13 protein-coding genes are annotated in these 15,872 nt (G+C 36.4%); 7 read left to right on the top strand and 6 right to left on the bottom strand.

Translation table 11 applies throughout. From position 1 onward, the window contains the following. Positions 1 to 90: 90 nt before the first annotated feature. Positions 91 to 1,326: an alginate export family protein gene (locus tag H4J69_RS03195; protein ID WP_182213795.1), complete on the bottom strand. Its 1,236-nt coding sequence runs from the start codon at positions 1,324 to 1,326 to the stop codon at positions 91 to 93. A gap of 498 nt (positions 1,327 to 1,824) precedes the next feature. After that, positions 1,825 to 3,003: an MOSC N-terminal beta barrel domain-containing protein gene (locus tag H4J69_RS20310; protein ID WP_182213793.1), complete on the bottom strand. Its 1,179-nt coding sequence runs from the start codon at positions 3,001 to 3,003 to the stop codon at positions 1,825 to 1,827. Positions 3,004 to 3,170: 167 nt separating this feature from the next. Between H4J69_RS20310 and mpl the strand changes: the two genes are divergently transcribed. After that, a complete protein-coding gene (mpl, locus tag H4J69_RS03185) occupies positions 3,171 to 4,562 on the top strand; it encodes a UDP-N-acetylmuramate:L-alanyl-gamma-D-glutamyl-meso-diaminopimelate ligase (RefSeq protein WP_182230220.1) in 1,392 nt (463 codons plus the stop codon). Between the two features lie 2 nt (positions 4,563 to 4,564). Next, positions 4,565 to 5,182: a flavin prenyltransferase UbiX gene (locus tag H4J69_RS03180; RefSeq protein ID WP_182213789.1), complete on the top strand. Its 618-nt coding sequence runs from the start codon at positions 4,565 to 4,567 to the stop codon at positions 5,180 to 5,182. Here H4J69_RS03180 and H4J69_RS03175 read toward each other — a convergent pair. Together H4J69_RS03175 and H4J69_RS03170 are read right to left on the bottom strand one after the other, a co-directional pair. Then, positions 5,154 to 5,363: a hypothetical protein gene (locus H4J69_RS03175; protein WP_182213787.1), complete on the bottom strand. Its 210-nt coding sequence runs from the start codon at positions 5,361 to 5,363 to the stop codon at positions 5,154 to 5,156. The genes H4J69_RS03180 and H4J69_RS03175 overlap by 29 nt on opposite strands. A 37-nt stretch (positions 5,364 to 5,400) precedes the next feature. Then, positions 5,401 to 5,838: a hypothetical protein gene (locus tag H4J69_RS03170; protein ID WP_182169200.1), complete on the bottom strand. Its 438-nt coding sequence runs from the start codon at positions 5,836 to 5,838 to the stop codon at positions 5,401 to 5,403. 219 nt (positions 5,839 to 6,057) lie between these two features. Between H4J69_RS03170 and H4J69_RS20435 the strand changes: the two genes are divergently transcribed. The 4 genes from H4J69_RS20435 to H4J69_RS03150 all read left to right on the top strand — a co-directional run bounded on the left by H4J69_RS20435 (position 6,058) and on the right by H4J69_RS03150 (position 9,503). Further along, complete coding sequence (locus H4J69_RS20435) at positions 6,058 to 6,546, top strand: hypothetical protein (protein ID WP_182230219.1); 489 nt, start codon at positions 6,058 to 6,060, stop codon at positions 6,544 to 6,546. A gap of 144 nt (positions 6,547 to 6,690) precedes the next feature. Further along, entirely contained in the window at positions 6,691 to 6,900 is a 210-nt protein-coding gene (locus H4J69_RS20430) for a hypothetical protein (RefSeq protein WP_182230218.1), read from the top strand. Positions 6,901 to 6,967: 67 nt separating this feature from the next. Beyond that, complete coding sequence (locus H4J69_RS03155) at positions 6,968 to 8,056, top strand: hypothetical protein (RefSeq protein ID WP_182169204.1); 1,089 nt, start codon at positions 6,968 to 6,970, stop codon at positions 8,054 to 8,056. A gap of 37 nt (positions 8,057 to 8,093) precedes the next feature. Beyond that, the gene (locus tag H4J69_RS03150) at positions 8,094 to 9,503 is read left to right on the top strand and encodes a hypothetical protein (protein WP_182244031.1); all 1,410 of its coding nucleotides are present in this window, start codon (positions 8,094 to 8,096) and stop codon (positions 9,501 to 9,503) included. Between the two features lie 227 nt (positions 9,504 to 9,730). On the opposite strand, the gene H4J69_RS03145 is transcribed toward H4J69_RS03150, so the two are convergent. Next, entirely contained in the window at positions 9,731 to 10,273 is a 543-nt protein-coding gene (locus tag H4J69_RS03145; RefSeq protein ID WP_182213778.1) for a DUF2780 domain-containing protein, read from the bottom strand. A 541-nt stretch (positions 10,274 to 10,814) separates the two neighbouring features. Continuing rightward, positions 10,815 to 13,904: a hypothetical protein gene (locus H4J69_RS03140; RefSeq protein WP_182231313.1), complete on the bottom strand. Its 3,090-nt coding sequence runs from the start codon at positions 13,902 to 13,904 to the stop codon at positions 10,815 to 10,817. A gap of 882 nt (positions 13,905 to 14,786) precedes the next feature. Between H4J69_RS03140 and hemE the strand changes: the two genes are divergently transcribed. After that, positions 14,787 to 15,854, top strand: coding sequence for a uroporphyrinogen decarboxylase (gene hemE / locus H4J69_RS03135; RefSeq protein WP_182222449.1), 1,068 nt, complete (start codon positions 14,787 to 14,789; stop codon positions 15,852 to 15,854). The last annotated feature ends 18 nt before the right edge of the window (positions 15,855 to 15,872 follow it).

Genomic DNA, 15,872 nt, shown 5'->3' with positions numbered 1-15,872 from the left:
GTTTTTTAATAACATAACAGACACCCCACATAAAAAAGGCTGATACTTACGTAACAGCCTTTAATTAAGATGATGTTCAAGCGTAAGTTTCTAGAACTTAGTTGCAACTTGTATCCATAGTTTGCTGGTATCCGTACTCAATTCATCAGCACTGTAACGGGCAAATTTTACCAGTAAGTCGTAATCCTTTTTAAAGGTATAGGCGGCGACAAGATCTAATTCTGTACCATAGTCTATATTGCCTTCATTTGCCGCTAGGTCATGGAATGTTGCCGCTAACTTAACTCCAGCCAATTTTGTTTTAACGGTAATGTATGTATCTTCAACACCATTTGGCATACCAGTACTGCTACCCGTATTTAAGAATTTATCTGAAAAACCTTGGAATTTATGTAAGGTCGCAAAAGGTGTACTAAATGCTGCTTTAGCGTTATCACTGCCTAAAACCTCAATGCCTGCTAATAATGTAACTTGACCTAAGTCAGTGGCTATCTCAGCATTGTAGTAGTTAGCATCGTAATTTACGGGGTTATCACCAACGTCGCTTTGCATTGCTGCACTTAAGTTAACACTTACCGCGCCAAATTTACCATTGTAAAGAGCGCCGAAGGTGCTTGAAGACATTGCATGTGCTCTATCAAAGTCTAATACATAGGCAAATGCTGATATTTTGTGTTCGGTATTAATTTTGTAGGCAGCATTCGCAAAATGAAAAGCACCTGAAAGATCGTCACCTTTTTTGTCATCGCCAAAAATGCGGTTTGCGTTATAGATGTAGCTGTAATCGAGGGAAAGTGCAGCGCTTGCGGTATATTCAATACGGTAACCGTCATAGGTTTGTTCATTTTGACGCCAGCCAACACCACCAATAAAACGCTGATTATTATGTAAAATACGTTGGCGACCTGCTGTTAATTTAACTTTTTCGCTATTGTATTGTAAAAAAGCCTGGTTAACGTCGGTTATTTCAGGGTCAGCAACGACAGCATCACTGCCAGAGTAATCAAAGGTTAAGTCATTATAATCATCAACAATGGCGGTTACATTATCAACCTCAAGGCCTAACGACCATTTTTTATAATTGCCTGTTTGTAGGGTTAGACGAGACTTTATTGTTAACGCTGTTGCATCTTTATCTGTGGTGCCATTTGCACCGTCTTCATCGACACCTTCATAGCGGGCGCGTAAGCTCACATTTACTTTACTGTCTGTTAGTGCTTTTTTAATACCTGAATTGAATGCCGCATCGTCTGCCATTGCAAAAGGCGCAGAAATAATAGAACCGGTAATTAAAGCCAGTGATAATTTTGTTTTCGTAAATTTCATCGTGTATATCCTATCTATTTTATGTATGTATCTTTCGGCTCGACACACGTTATTGCGACCAAACAAGGAGGTCACACACAGTGGCGTTATTTAATATGGTTTAATGTTTATTTCTTGAGAACTAATTAATGGGCTGATTTTGTCACTTTGCCAAAATGCAAAGTTTGATTTAAATCAAGTTGTGATTTTGTCTAATGATGCAGCTGTTTTATTGTTGATTTACATCAAACATTAGCTTGATACTGTTAGAGCGGATTAAAAGTAGAATGATAAAATGCTAAATACATAGCAGATAAAATATAGTAAAGAGGATTGAATTATCTCAGCGCTAAAGTAAAGCATATCTGCTTATCAACGCTTGTTCATACAAGGTGAGTTATAAAAAAATGGATAGTCGTTAAAAAGAGAACGGTATCAATTGCCGTTCACTTTAGTCACGTTACGATATATGTATCAAAGGTTTATCGGGAATTATTTTTCAATAAAAGCGGTTGCTTATTATCTTTTTGCTAACACTAAGTCTGATTGTGGCACTGAGCTACAAGCTAAAACAAAGCCTTGTTCTTTCTCATCGTCACTTAAACCGTCGTTAGCTAATTGTTTAACATCACCATCTATTAGTTTTATTTTACAACGACCACACATGCCACCACGACATGAATAGGGAAGTAGCATTCCTGCTGATTCACCTTGTTCTAAAATAGAGTCTTTTGTGTTGCCAATAACGTTTTTGTTCCATGACTCAAAGTTTAAATTAACTTTTCCTTTACGCATTTTTTTTGGCTCCTTGTTAACACTGGCTTGTGCAGTCGTTTTTTTGTTAGCTGTTTTTTTTGTTGGTTTGGCAATAAATATAGGTGGATTTTGCTTCTTTAAAATAACAATTTCATCACCTTGCTGAATACTTCCTTGATTAAGCGCAATTAAATTTTGCCCAAACATCACATCTCCACTGGCCACTTGTCGGTAGTTTATTAAGGTTGTTAGCGGTTCTTGCTGTGGATGATTTTCGGCATTGTTAGGGTTCACTGTAGTGAAAATACAACGTGAACAAGGCTTAGTTACTTCAAATTCAACCTCGCCAATACGAATATGCTGCCAAGTGTCTTCGGCGTAGGCATCGCAGAGGTTAGCCACAATATTAGGTCTGAATTGTTTCATGGTAATCGCAGGGATTGATTGTTGAGTTAGCCGGTTATTTAAATCATCGAGTGAGGCTTGAGAGGTAAGCAATAGTGGATAACCGTCAGCAAAGGCAATTTTTTTATGACTTTTGCTAACTAAACGCTGTGATTTTTTACCAAAATAAAGAAGCTGGCAAGGTTTTTTTAGGAATTGGCTGAACCATAAATCAAAATTTTCATGGCCATACTGTGCTTGTATTTCATCTTGCCATACCGTTACTTTTTTATAAATGGGTGACAATTCTTGATAAAGTAGATGCAGCGCTGGCATATCTGGAGCGGTTAATATTAAGCCCTGTGCAGATAAATTAACCTTAATAAGGCAAAGTGTTGGTTCAGTGCGAGCGGTTATAAATTGGCCATTTTTATCTGTTATGACAAAACGGCGGTCAAGGCTCAAGCCCAAGTCATCAACCCAACTAGTCGATAATGAAATACCAGCAGCCGATTTAATCGGGTAAATATGAAGTGATTGTAGTGAAGGTGATCGCACGTCGCATCCTTTAATTTAGTATGGCTATGCATACTTACTAAATTAACAAGGCATTGCAATGCCTTTTTACTATCTTATCAGGTATATTATCAGAGATTATTTTGATCTTATTTTTATTACTGGTTACCACAGCATTGCCAAGGTAACCAAGCTTTAACGGACATAACATGCATATTCACATTTTAGGTATTTGCGGCACATTTATGGGCGGTATCGCCGCTATTGCAAAACAGCTGGGGCATCGTGTTTCAGGTTGCGATGCTAATGTTTATCCGCCAATGAGCACACAACTTGAACAATTAGGTATTGAGTTAAAACAAGGCTACTTAACAGAACATTTAAAAGATGAGCCTGATTTAGTGATTGTTGGCAACGCCATGTCACGCGGCAATGTTATGGTTGAATACGTACTCGATAGAAATATCGCCTACACGTCTGGCCCGCAGTGGTTATTAGATAATGTTTTAAAAGACCGTTGGGTCATCGCTATTTCGGGTACTCATGGCAAAACTACCACTAGCTCTATGGTTGCCTGGATCCTAGAGTATGCTCATATGAAACCGGGTTTCTTAATTGGTGGTGTACCACAAAATTTTGATTGTTCGGCACGTTTAGGTGACGCCCCCTTTTTTATCATTGAAGCCGATGAATACGATACCGCCTTTTTTGATAAGCGCTCTAAGTTTGTTCATTATCGTCCGCGCACATTAGTGATTAATAACATGGAGTTTGATCACGCTGATATTTTTAATGACTTATCTGATATACAACGCCAATTTCATCATCTTATTCGTATGGTGCCAAGTAACGGCCTAGTGTTGTCACCCAAAAATGAATCAGCCATCACTGAAACTTTAGCGCAAGGTTGTTGGACACCCACAGAATTTAGTGTCGAGAATGAATTTAGTAAATCTGGCTGGTATGCAGAAAAGCTTACTGGCGATGGTAGTGAGTTTATTGTCTACTTTAAGGATGAAATACAAGGCACAGTAAAATGGAACTTAATTGGTGATTTTAATATCGATAACGGTTTAATGGCTATTGCCGCTGCTCGACATGCCGGCGTTCCTAGCCATGTTGCTATTGATGCACTGGCTGAGTTTATTAATACCAAAAGGCGTTTAGAGCTGCGCGGTGAAGTAGGGAAGGTACGTGTATTTGATGACTTTGCCCATCATCCTACCGCTATTGCTAAAACGTTAGCCGGTGTTCGAGCGAATGTAAGTGCTAACGGTGAAGGCGATCAATCATGTCGAGTAATCGCGGTATTAGAACCAAGATCAAACACCATGAAATCAGGTGTTCATAAAGACACCCTTCCAGCATCATTAGCGCAAGCAGACGTTGTCTATTTATTTCAAGACGAGCAAGTGCAATGGTCAGTAAATACACTGATTAAAGAATGCCGACAGCCGTGTTTTGTTGAGACAGATATCGATGTTTTAGTGAGTCATATCGTTAACAACTCACAAGCAGACGATACTATCGTTGTGATGAGTAATGGTGGATTTGGCAATATTCACCAAAAAATATTAGATCAATTAGCAAAGAAAGGATAGTTATGAACGAGTTTCGAGAAAAAATTACTGTCGCAATTACCGGCGCATCTGGTGCTCCCTATGCATTAAGATTAATCGAATGTTTAGTTGCTGCGAATGTACAAATTTATGTTTTATGTTCAAGCGCAGCACGAGTTGTTCTTGACACAGAAGTTGGCATTAAAATACCGGGTTCACCTGACGGCGCCACTCAATTTCTCAGTGAAAAATTTAAGGCAAAACCTTCACAAATCACAGTCTTTGGCAAAGAACAATGGTTCTCTCCCGTGGCTTCTGGCTCTGCTGCCCCTAAAAAAATGATTGTCTGTCCTTGTTCAACGGGCACATTAGCCGCTATTACCTTAGGTATGAGTGACAACTTGATTGAGCGTGCTGCCGATGTTGTTATTAAAGAAAGAGGGCAGTTGATTTTAGTGGTACGAGAATCACCTTTTTCTACCATACACTTACAAAATATGCTGACACTTTCACAAATGGGCGTTACTGTCATGCCAGCGGCACCTGGCTTTTATCATCACCCCAAGTCGATTAATGATTTAATTGATTTTATGGTGGGCAGAATGTTGGATCATTTAGGTATTGAACAAGCGATTATTCCGCGCTGGGGTTATCAGCTTTAATATTTACTTGTGGTGTTTGGCTTTTATTCTCTGTTTTACAATTGGGATCGATCTCTTTGCGGTGAATATCGCAAGGAGTTGATTGACCATTAATTATAATTTTTTGTCGACCATTGCTCATTGACACAGAGCCACAAGAAAATAAAAAAAGTATCAGTAAAGTAGATAATAACTTTTGCATATTTTTGCTCTAGAATCCTATGTAAAATCAGTATAAGTTATTTAAATAAGTTAGAACAGTTTTCAGGTGAGGCTGCCATTAACGTAACCGTTTTACCACTTCGCACTTTTACACAACTTACTGATTCAGGAATTTTTTGCTTTTGAATGACATCAAATTCACCTTGGATGGCGGAATTTAGATGGTACTGAAAAGCATCATTACTCCCTTCAAATAAAGCGGTAAATAACCCAAAAACTAATGCCCCAGCGATGGTCCCTGCAATCATATCTTTATGGTTACCGTCAAGTTCGCCTAATAAGCCAATGCCAGCACCGGTAATAATACCTGTTTTGACCTCTGAAGATAAAGTTACCGGAGTAACCGACGCAATAGTCGCATAAAATTCTTTAATTATTTGGTGTTGCTCTGCTCGGTCAACCCCATGGCTTGCACATCCGGCAAATAGTAAAGCGCTAAGTAATAATCTTTTCATGGTGTTTTCTCAATAATTTATTGTGCATATAAAAAGGAGGGCACAAGGAGTATGAAAAGATGTTACCGAGAGTTACAAGCCAAAAATATTTAAAAATTGTATGTTAATTGTTTACGGTGGCTTACATAATTTTACGTTTTCAAAAAATTATAGGTAAGGCGTTAATAGGATATTGCTTATGCCAAGTTTTGGGGTAATAGGCCTGAAAAATTCTCTGGCTTGATTAGAGTACCCCAAACGGTATTGAGTTCGCCTGGGGATTTAAACCATAGTGAACTTATTGATAAAATACTCAAATGGGATGAATGGCATTATAGTTTAAATACCTCACCTAAAATCGTTGTATTAGATACACGCACCCAGCGATGGTACTCTGAAAGTAATGCCGGCAAACCTTCTGGCTTAATGGACTGGCAGTCATTATCAGCCCTACAGCAAGCGTTAATTAATGAGCCTAATATTATCATGGTCTCTGCTGCACCTATTTATGGGGTTAAGTTGATTGAAACTATTCAGCGTATTTTTACTTTTTGGGGAAAGCCTTTAGCAGTAGATGCTGAAAACTGGATGGCACACTCTGGCACAGCTAATGTGATGTTAAATATTTTTAGACACAATAAAACACCGCCTAATTTTATTATTCTTACAGGTGATGTGCACTATTCTTTTGTTTATAAAGTGACTTACCGTTTTCGTCGTGACAGCTAAAAAATATTACAAGTCACCTGTAGCGGTTTAAAAAATGAATTTCCGGCCGCTTTATTACATACCTTAGAAAGGCTAAATAAATATTTGTATGCGACTTATTCACCGCTTAACTGGTTTACAAAAAGAAGGCGGATGAAGGTCCGTGTGAGAAGGCCTAATTACATTGACTCAGCTAACGATGTAACTTCATTTAATGGCAGTGGTATTGGCTTGTTGACCTTAAGCGAAGATAACCAAACCATCACCACAGAAATCATACAACAAAAGGAAAAGTTGTTCGCTTTGAGCAACTCTTGTAATACGGCAAAAAGCGACAAGCAACTTGAACTCAATATTGAACAACTATTTGATTAGTTATTGATTAGTTGATACTTTATATTCAGTTTAGACATAAACGTTAATGTAAAATGGAATTTATCTAATGGCTATTTATCAAAGAATTTTTATAGTAGGATTACTTTTTTTACTCGTATCGTGTAGTCCAACGAAACATAGCGAAGCCTTGCAGGCATATCAGCAAGCTAAGCAAGAACTCAACCTCACTCACTCAATCACCGCATTAAAAAAACTGGTTCAACTAAAACCCTCACAATACCAAGCTGAATTAACGCTTGCCGAAAAAGCGCAAGATAAATTAATAGCGGCACAAGTTCACCTTGCTCAGGGCGATTACTATTTAGCTTATCTGTTAAGTCATGATTCTCATCAGCACTTCCCCAGTACCGAAAATAAAAAAGTATTAATACAAGCAGCTAAAAAGTTAGTGCCGATAATAAAAATAATGCAATTTATTAGCGAATCATTTACTAGTCGGCCAACAGATCTACCTGAAATTTATCAGGAATGTCTTAATCGACCTGTCGATGACTGGGACTTAATAAAGATTAATAGCGTGATCAACCAGTTAACGCAAAGTAAAGCCAAATTAACCAAAGCGCTAAGTCGAATAAACAGCAGTGACCTCGAGTCAATACTACCAACAGGGTTTGCATTACAGCGTGGAATTAAAGCCCAACTAACGCTCATTGAGCGCGAGAGAGATTATCTACCTAAGCTCGCTAAGCACCTAAGTGCAAAGTTACTGATAGATTTAAATAAATCATTAACAGATAACACCATCGAACTGTTATCTATGTTTGACTCTGAAACGGCAAAAAGTAATAGCCAAGCCACTTTTATTGGCGCTAGAACAAATTACTCGTCCTATAAAAACCTAGTGGTTAACCTGTCTTTAGCGACAAACTTAGCTTCCGGTGATCGCCATGCAAGTTGGTATCAAGCATGGCAAACTATGGAGAGTGAGGTCCTTGATCCACAAGGTTTATTTTTAAATTATCCTCTTCAAGCAGAGCGAAGAAGTAAAAATATAAACCGCCACATCAATGTTAACGTTACTGAACCTTTACAAGCAAAGGTTGAAGATATTGATATTAATGATTTTTATTTACGCTACCCAGCCATCAATGCACTGACCAAAAAGTTAGTAATTGATAAAGCTATTTTATTATAAATATAAGTTATTCATCAATTATAGCGGAGTTACCTTAATGCACATTTTTCTAAAAATAGTTACCTTTAGTTGTTTTTTACTCTTTTCCTTGTTTGCTTTTTCAGCCGTTGAGGAAGTCGTACTGCCACCTATTCTTGACTACTACCCTAATTGTGAATACCAAGTCATTAAAGAAACGAGTGTTATTGGTATGGCTAAAGCGCAGCAAATGGCTAAAACTACCAAGAGATTATTAAATCAATTACAACAAAAAGCGATAGATGCTGGCGCCAATGGTGTCATTATCATCGATAAAAAAATAGAAGATATTAACGTTTTAGATGAAAAGGGTGGGCAACAACAAATACGTTTTTTTGCTAAGCTAATTGTGCAGTGTCAACAGAAAAAAGTAGCCCATGAAATGGGCACTCCAAATGTCATCCATCAAAGATTTACCGCTTATAATCATGACGGTGTTAAAGCAAGAAGTATGATGACCTTCAAATTGACTTCTGCTGACTCTAGAGTTGGCCGGCCTGAAGTTATCAATACTGAGGTATCTTTGGCTAACGGTCTTTATGGCGTAAAGTTGGGCGATAGCTATCAACAAGTCATCAAAAAATTTGGTGAGCCTAATGTGCAATTAACCTTGCTGGCTGATGAGTTGATTATAGGTTACGGAAGACACCATTGGTTGCATTTTCAATTGGATAAATTAGTAAAGGTACAAAGTACTTTGCCATATTTATCAGCCAGTATTTTGAATAAAATTCCTTTACTTGATTTTTTTGATGCCAATGCTTGGAAGATCAACAATAAGGTCGGTCGAAAAGCACTTTTAAAGGACGTTTATCCTGCGTTAGCGTTAGATAAACCTTTAAATGAAAAGAATCAATTAGTCTTAAATAGCCAAAACAAGGTGCTAACACTAAATTTTATTGCCAGTAAAAATTCTCATACCAATGAAAAGAAATATACGTTGGGTGGCTTCTCTATGGAGCAAAGCAACTATAAAGAAAGTCGTATGCTGCCTTTTGATGATCAAGTGATTCAAAACGAGGCAATTACACAAGCGTATTTAGCCCTAGTATCAAACAAAGAGATAAATGTTAATAACCTTGCAGAGCAGCTTGGTGAAGCTAAAGGGCGGATAGTATTGCCAAGAGGGATCACTATCAATCTTTATAACCAACATTTAATGTTAAAGCTAAACGCTACTGAACTTGTTGAAATTCACTTGTTGGAAGAAGTCTTTATAAACGATAACGCTAATTCAAAAGCTATTTGGGCTTTGGGGGATTTTATTCAAGGGGGATCATTTGAACAACTTCAAAAGTCTTTTCCTGACGATGCCTATGAAAGTAATTATGGTATCGAAATACCGTCGGTAGGGTATTCGTTATTTTTGCTCTTTGATGATTATAATAAGGGAAAACCCTTATATGAAGCGGTAATTAGCATATATTAATTACAGTCTAGCGTCGGTAGGGTATTCGTTATTTTTGCTCTTTGATGATTATAATAAGGAAAGCCGTTATATGAAGCGGTAATTAGCGTATATTAATTACAGTCTATAATGAGTCGTTAAAGATCAATATTGAGTCGTTAAAAATCAATATTTGCTAATTTCACTGAAGTTATTTTTTAGTAAACTCAGTGAAATTAGCTGCAGCGATTAATCGCTAATAGATCAAGTTACCCGAGTAACTTGCCTAAACCTTGCGTTAATACTTGTTTTGCGTCTTGCCCTTGTGGAGTGTCTAAGTAGCTTTGTGCACTAGATACAAAGCTGCTTATCATTTCTGGATTTAAACCTAATGCTTCAAATTGCTTTTTTATATCATTAATAGACTTTAATGAATCGCTGTATTGTGAAGCTTTGTCAAGTAAACCGCTTAAGCCTTTGCCAGAGCTAAGTTCGCTAATATCAGGCATTTGACTAACAAGTCCATCGACACCCGGTAATGATTTAGCTAACTGACTAAACTGTTCTGTTGAAACATTACTTTTTACGTAATTAAAAATAGCACCCATACCGCCAGCTGCTTGTTCAGTATTAACATTTAATGAATTTGTTAATTGTTCAACTAAACCTTCAGTGCTTGGCAATTTTACACTTTGCTCTTCAACTTCGCCCATTCCAACAAAGCTTTTTAAGCTATCAAACCAGCTAGTTTCCTGTGCCATAGCCGAACTGCTTAATGTTGAAATAGTTAATAAAATGATAATTTTTTTCATGGGGGATTTCCGTAATGATTAAAAGTTATTAATAAATTAAGGTAATTGTACGACATTTTACAGCTTAATAGGAGCAAATATATCGGTTAAATTGTTAGAAATTCACAACCAAAGAATAAGTTTTGAAGAGAGTTTAACTATTTATACAAGCGTGTTTATTCTTTACAGGACTTAACCATTACCTATGTTCATAATACCTATTGACGCGATATTTTTTTTGGCAATGTAGCAGTAGCACGACCAAACTTTTTATTGATATCAACGAATTTCAATCGTGCTTTTTTAGCGCCTTTTTCAGTACCGTCTTTGGCAAAACGGTAATCATGAAATATTTGTTTTATCTGTTGGCTATATTTTGGGGTTAATATGAATTTTATTACTGGGGATGTAAACGGGTGTAGTGGTGTGATTATACCTTGTAGTAGCTATAAGGTATTTTTATAAGAGGATAATACTTGCACATTGCAACGGTTTATAATGTAAAAAGCCCCTTGAAACATTAATTATTATAAGGGGCTGGTCAAATTTTTAAAGTTTTATTTTACTCTTTAAAACGTCGGCGTAATCTAAGTATCAGTAGTACATAGGTAACTATATAATAGTGAATAACTCCACCACTACTTTTACTTTTTGTGGTGGCTTCATCACTAGCTCCATTATCAACAATTATATTATTAGCACTACGTGTCGAGTCTGTAGGATATGAATCAAACCAGTCATTTACTCCGTCATTATCATCATCTGTATCGGCTATGTCACCGATACCATCGTCATCTTTATCAGCCCATTCTGTAGCATCTAAAGAAAATAAATCTAACGAATCCTCGATACCATCATTGTCGTCATCATTATCAAAGTTATCACCAACATTATCATTGTCGGTATCAATGTATTCATCTAAATGGAGAGGAAACATATCTTCATCATCTGATATTCCGTCATTATCGAAATCGTCTCCTTTTAGTTTTGCCGTTACATAAGGGCCTCCAAAACCTGGGCCGTAGTAGAAGATGATTTCACTTTCTTGACCAATAAATATACGATTTTGAGCTTCAACTATTTTTGCTGGAAAATTCTCACTAGAGCCAGCAAGTTCTTGCCTTATTAATTCAACAGTATCTCCTTCCAAAGAAATTCGCTTTAAGTCTTGATAATAATCTTCTAAATATACTCCCGAAAAGTCAGTGATATAAAAATCATCACCCGTAAATGCATTAACTGTAAAGTCATTATCATTAATGATGGGACCTTTTGTTTTAGTTCCTAACATTGTCCCATCAGAAACCCATAATCTATTATTTCCTTGTGAATCGATAGAACCATAAATTATTTTTTCATAATCAGGTGTTGAGTGAAGGGTAGACATGTAATTACTTTTACCTTCAAATTCTTCCAATACAATCATTGGCAAAGTGCCATCTACAGTACCGTCACTACCCCAAATAGTCTTACCATATACAAATGATACCCCCTCTTTGAATCGTATTAATGTATCAATATAAAAATCACTTGCCTTTTTTATAACCTGACTTATTCCATTTGGCTGCCAATACCATAAATTTGTGAAGTCAGAATTGGTTGCTATAAAAATCCCTTGAGAGGTTGCTATCATGTTTTCTATATAATAGTTCGCTTCTTCACCGCTTGCAGACAGTCTAAATACTTCGCCAGTACCAGCTATTGTTCCATCAGTTTTAAATATTGCGGTACGTAAAGGTAAATACTCTTTAACCAGAATAATTAAACTAAAATAAACCTCATCTTGAAAGGTGACTATATTTCCGATTATTTCAGGATGTACAGAAGTTTTAGGTAAATTAGTTATGGGCATTGTTCCATCAACAGTCCCATCACTTACCCATAATTGACAACTCCATAAGTCACCGTTAACAACAGGGGCTTGGAAAAAGTATTTATTACCAGCAATGGCCATTTTTCTATTAGATAAATCATAATTAGCACATTGTCCCAATATATCTGTAATTACTGGGGTAACTTTCTCGCTTTGATAGTCATAAAAATCTAAGTGATATTCGCCTGCTCTGAATTCATGCTCCCTCCACCAATATTGACCTCCGTCAACAGTAATTATTTTTGCTAACCTGTTCTTTGGATATTCCCATTGAGGAACTTTAGAGCTACGCATAGTCACAGGGTCTGTCTTCCAAAGCTCTTGCTCAGTATGCTCACTGATTATTCCATCAAACTCTCCGTACCATGTCTTTTTCATAGAATAAAAAACATCACTGCCGTTACTTACTATGGGTCCTTTTTGTACCTTAGTTTGGCCATAACCTATATCTTTTGCTATTAATGTTCCTCTAATCGTTCCATCAGTACGCCATAGCTCACTTCCATGTTCTTCAGTAAAAGAAGGAAAGTAAAAGTCGTTATTTAAGAAGTGCGAAGAATTAAGATCCCATAGACTTTTTTCAATCCCAGGGGATTTAAGCTTAATAGTTCCTACTGTCGTACCATCACTTACCCAAATTTCATTTCTAGGTTCTCCAGTTATGGGATCGTTCACCAATAGAATTACTTTGTTACCTTTGCCACCAATAATTTTGTATGTAGCGTAAGGAGAACCTCCAAAATCAAAAATTTTACGAGGTGTATCAACTTTAATATCAACGGCTATTAATTTATGATCGCTTATAAAATAGATCGTATCATTCAATACAATTAGGTTAGTATTTATAAAGTAGGAACCTAAATCTATTGTGGTTTTAGTACCCTTCCCCTTGTTCTCAATAATCGAAATATCTGATGGGCTAGTTACAATAATAGAATCACCAAAACCGATACTGTCTAATGCCGTTGGTGCTATCGGATAAGTACCTTCATTTGTACCATCACTAAACCATATTTTATCGGCGGCATTAAATTGAATTCCACTTGGACTGATAAAAATGTCATATGCATTTAGTTGGGTTGTTGCAGACGAAATAATGGATACTTTATTATTACTAATAGACCATATTCTTGTATCTTTTTCAGATGATTCAGCAATTAGAAACAGTCTATTGTTCGATACAACAAATTTTCGAGGTAAGTGATAACATATGTTTCCTTCACACAATTCAACTTTAGACGTTCCTTCAACAGTTCCGTTAGAGCGCCAAAGGTCGCTTTTGGAATTTTTATTGTCTATTAGAGGAAAGTAGACGTAACCATCATAACTTGCCATTTGATTGCCAAAATTATCAAGCCTACTATGCCTAAATGAATTAAGTTTAATTTTGTTTAAACCAAAGAAATCTACAGAAAAAAGGCCTTCAAAAGTAAAGTATATAATGCGATCATCTAGAATTGCATACGGTTGAGTTTTCTCAAAGGCACTATTTGTAATGCCATTAATGACTAGATTTACACTATTGTCCCTTGAGTCTAGTCGCCAGAGAGTATTGTAGCCATATGCTGGTAATGCGGTTTGGCTTTTATTGTTTAAAAAAGGTTGATTAAGAAAAAACAAATAAGGTCCATGTTCCTTAAAAAAAGTAGGTACACTTGATTCGCTTCTTGAAAGTTCTCGGGTTGTGTCAACTTCAAAAACTTGTTGCGGTGCAGCAAATGTTTCAATTGAAATCAGTATCGCAATAACTCCCAACATGTGAGAAAGAAATTTTTTCATTAATTAATCCTTTAAAATCTTGTTTTTATTTGTGTGTCAGAGCCCAAATAAAGGTAGACCCGCAATTGAATTAGCTTCGTTTATGATTTCTACGTTTTAAAAACGAAACGAGTAAACATAAAATATTACTAAAAAGTTACATGGATGTAATAAAAGTGATAAATCAAAATAACATGAATGATTCATTAAACAAATAAAAGGAACATTTATATGACAATAATGAATGTAAATTTAGGCTTTAGGTCATCGTAAAGAACCTTTACTTTTTGAACTCTATTAATGTTTTCCTAATTTATTTTAGTTTTTTATATAGTCACGAAAAAATTTAGAAAATTCTTTTAAATGCCAAATATAAATCCCTTTTTTTACTCTGGAGATGCCAGCTAGGGATACTTTTTTTGGGAAGGGATCCTGTTTTATTAAGTCCGCATAAAGTGATAGTTCCATATCGTAACTCTAAATGTAGTGTTTCTTTAAAGCCTGCTAATCTTAATGTTTTTCTTTAGGCAATAAAAAAGCCTTACAAAGTGTAAGGCTTGAATTGCTCGCTGTAGGTCTAGTTTATACTAGCTTCTTTTTAGTTATTTCTTTTATTATTATTATTTTTATTTGTGTACTTCCTTAACGCGGGGCAATTTATAACAAAGCGAAAAAGCTAACGCAACAACTTTAATAGAGCATTTATACCACGATTTTTTTCGTATAAAGTAACTTTTGTTACAATTAATTATATTTATTGAAATTAAGTGACTGATTACTAATCGCTTATTGTTTTTATATCATAAATAGATCTAATTATTACAGCAACGAATTGATTTAGAACATAGACCCAAAAAATTGCTAATGGTAGAATGCGCGCATATAAAAATGGGAAGATACTTCATGACTGAATTAAAAAACGATACTTACTTACGCGCGCTTTTGCGTCAGCCTGTAGATTACACACCAGTATGGATGATGAGACAAGCAGGGCGTTACTTACCTGAATACCGTGAAGTTCGCAAAAACGCTGGCGATTTTATGTCGGTATGCCGCGATGCTGATCTTGCATGTGAGGTTACCATTCAGCCGTTACGTCGTTTTCCGCTTGATGCCGCCATTTTATTTAGCGATATTTTAACTATTCCTGACGCTATGGGCTTAGGCTTGTATTTCGAAACAGGGGAAGGGCCGAAATTTGAGCGTCCTATTACCTGTAAAGCTGATGTAGAAAAAATAGGCATACCCGATCCAGAAGTAGAATTACAATATGTAATGAATGCGGTACGTACTATTCGTAAAGAATTAAAGGGCGAAGTACCTCTGATTGGTTTTTCAGGTAGTCCATGGACATTAGCGACTTATATGATTGAAGGAGGTAGTTCAAAAGCCTTTACCAAAATCAAAAAAATGATGTTTGCTGAGCCAAAAACATTACACATGCTATTAGATAAGTTAGCGGATTCAGTGATTTCTTATTTGAATGCACAAATTGCTGCCGGCGCGCAATCTGTTATGGTCTTTGATACATGGGGTGGTGTGTTATCACCACGTGATTATAACGAATTTTCATTACAGTACATGGCTAAAATTGTTGATGGTTTAACTCGTCACAATGAGGGGCGTAAAGTACCGGTAACCTTATTTACTAAAAATGGCGGTATGTGGTTAGAGTCTATTGCGGCAACTGGTTGTGATGCAGTAGCGCTTGATTGGACCATAGATATTGAAAATGCTAAAGCCCGTATTGGCGACAAAGTTGCTTTACAAGGTAATATGGATCCTTCAATGCTTTACGCGCCATTACCTCGTATTGAGCAAGAAGTTGACAAAATTCTTGCCGGCTTTGGTGACGGTGGTACTGGACATGTCTTTAATTTAGGTCATGGTATACATCCTGATGTGAATCCAGAACATGCGGGCCACTTTATAGAATCAGTACATCGTTTAAGTAAGCCTTACCATAAGTAATATATTAATAGTTAGGCA

This window comes from Colwellia sp. BRX10-9, from assembly GCF_014077405.1.
In the GTDB taxonomy this organism is placed as follows: domain Bacteria; phylum Pseudomonadota; class Gammaproteobacteria; order Enterobacterales; family Alteromonadaceae; genus Colwellia_A.
The sequence above is the reverse complement of the archived record's forward strand: the minus strand, read 5'-3'. Positions and strand labels throughout refer to the sequence as shown.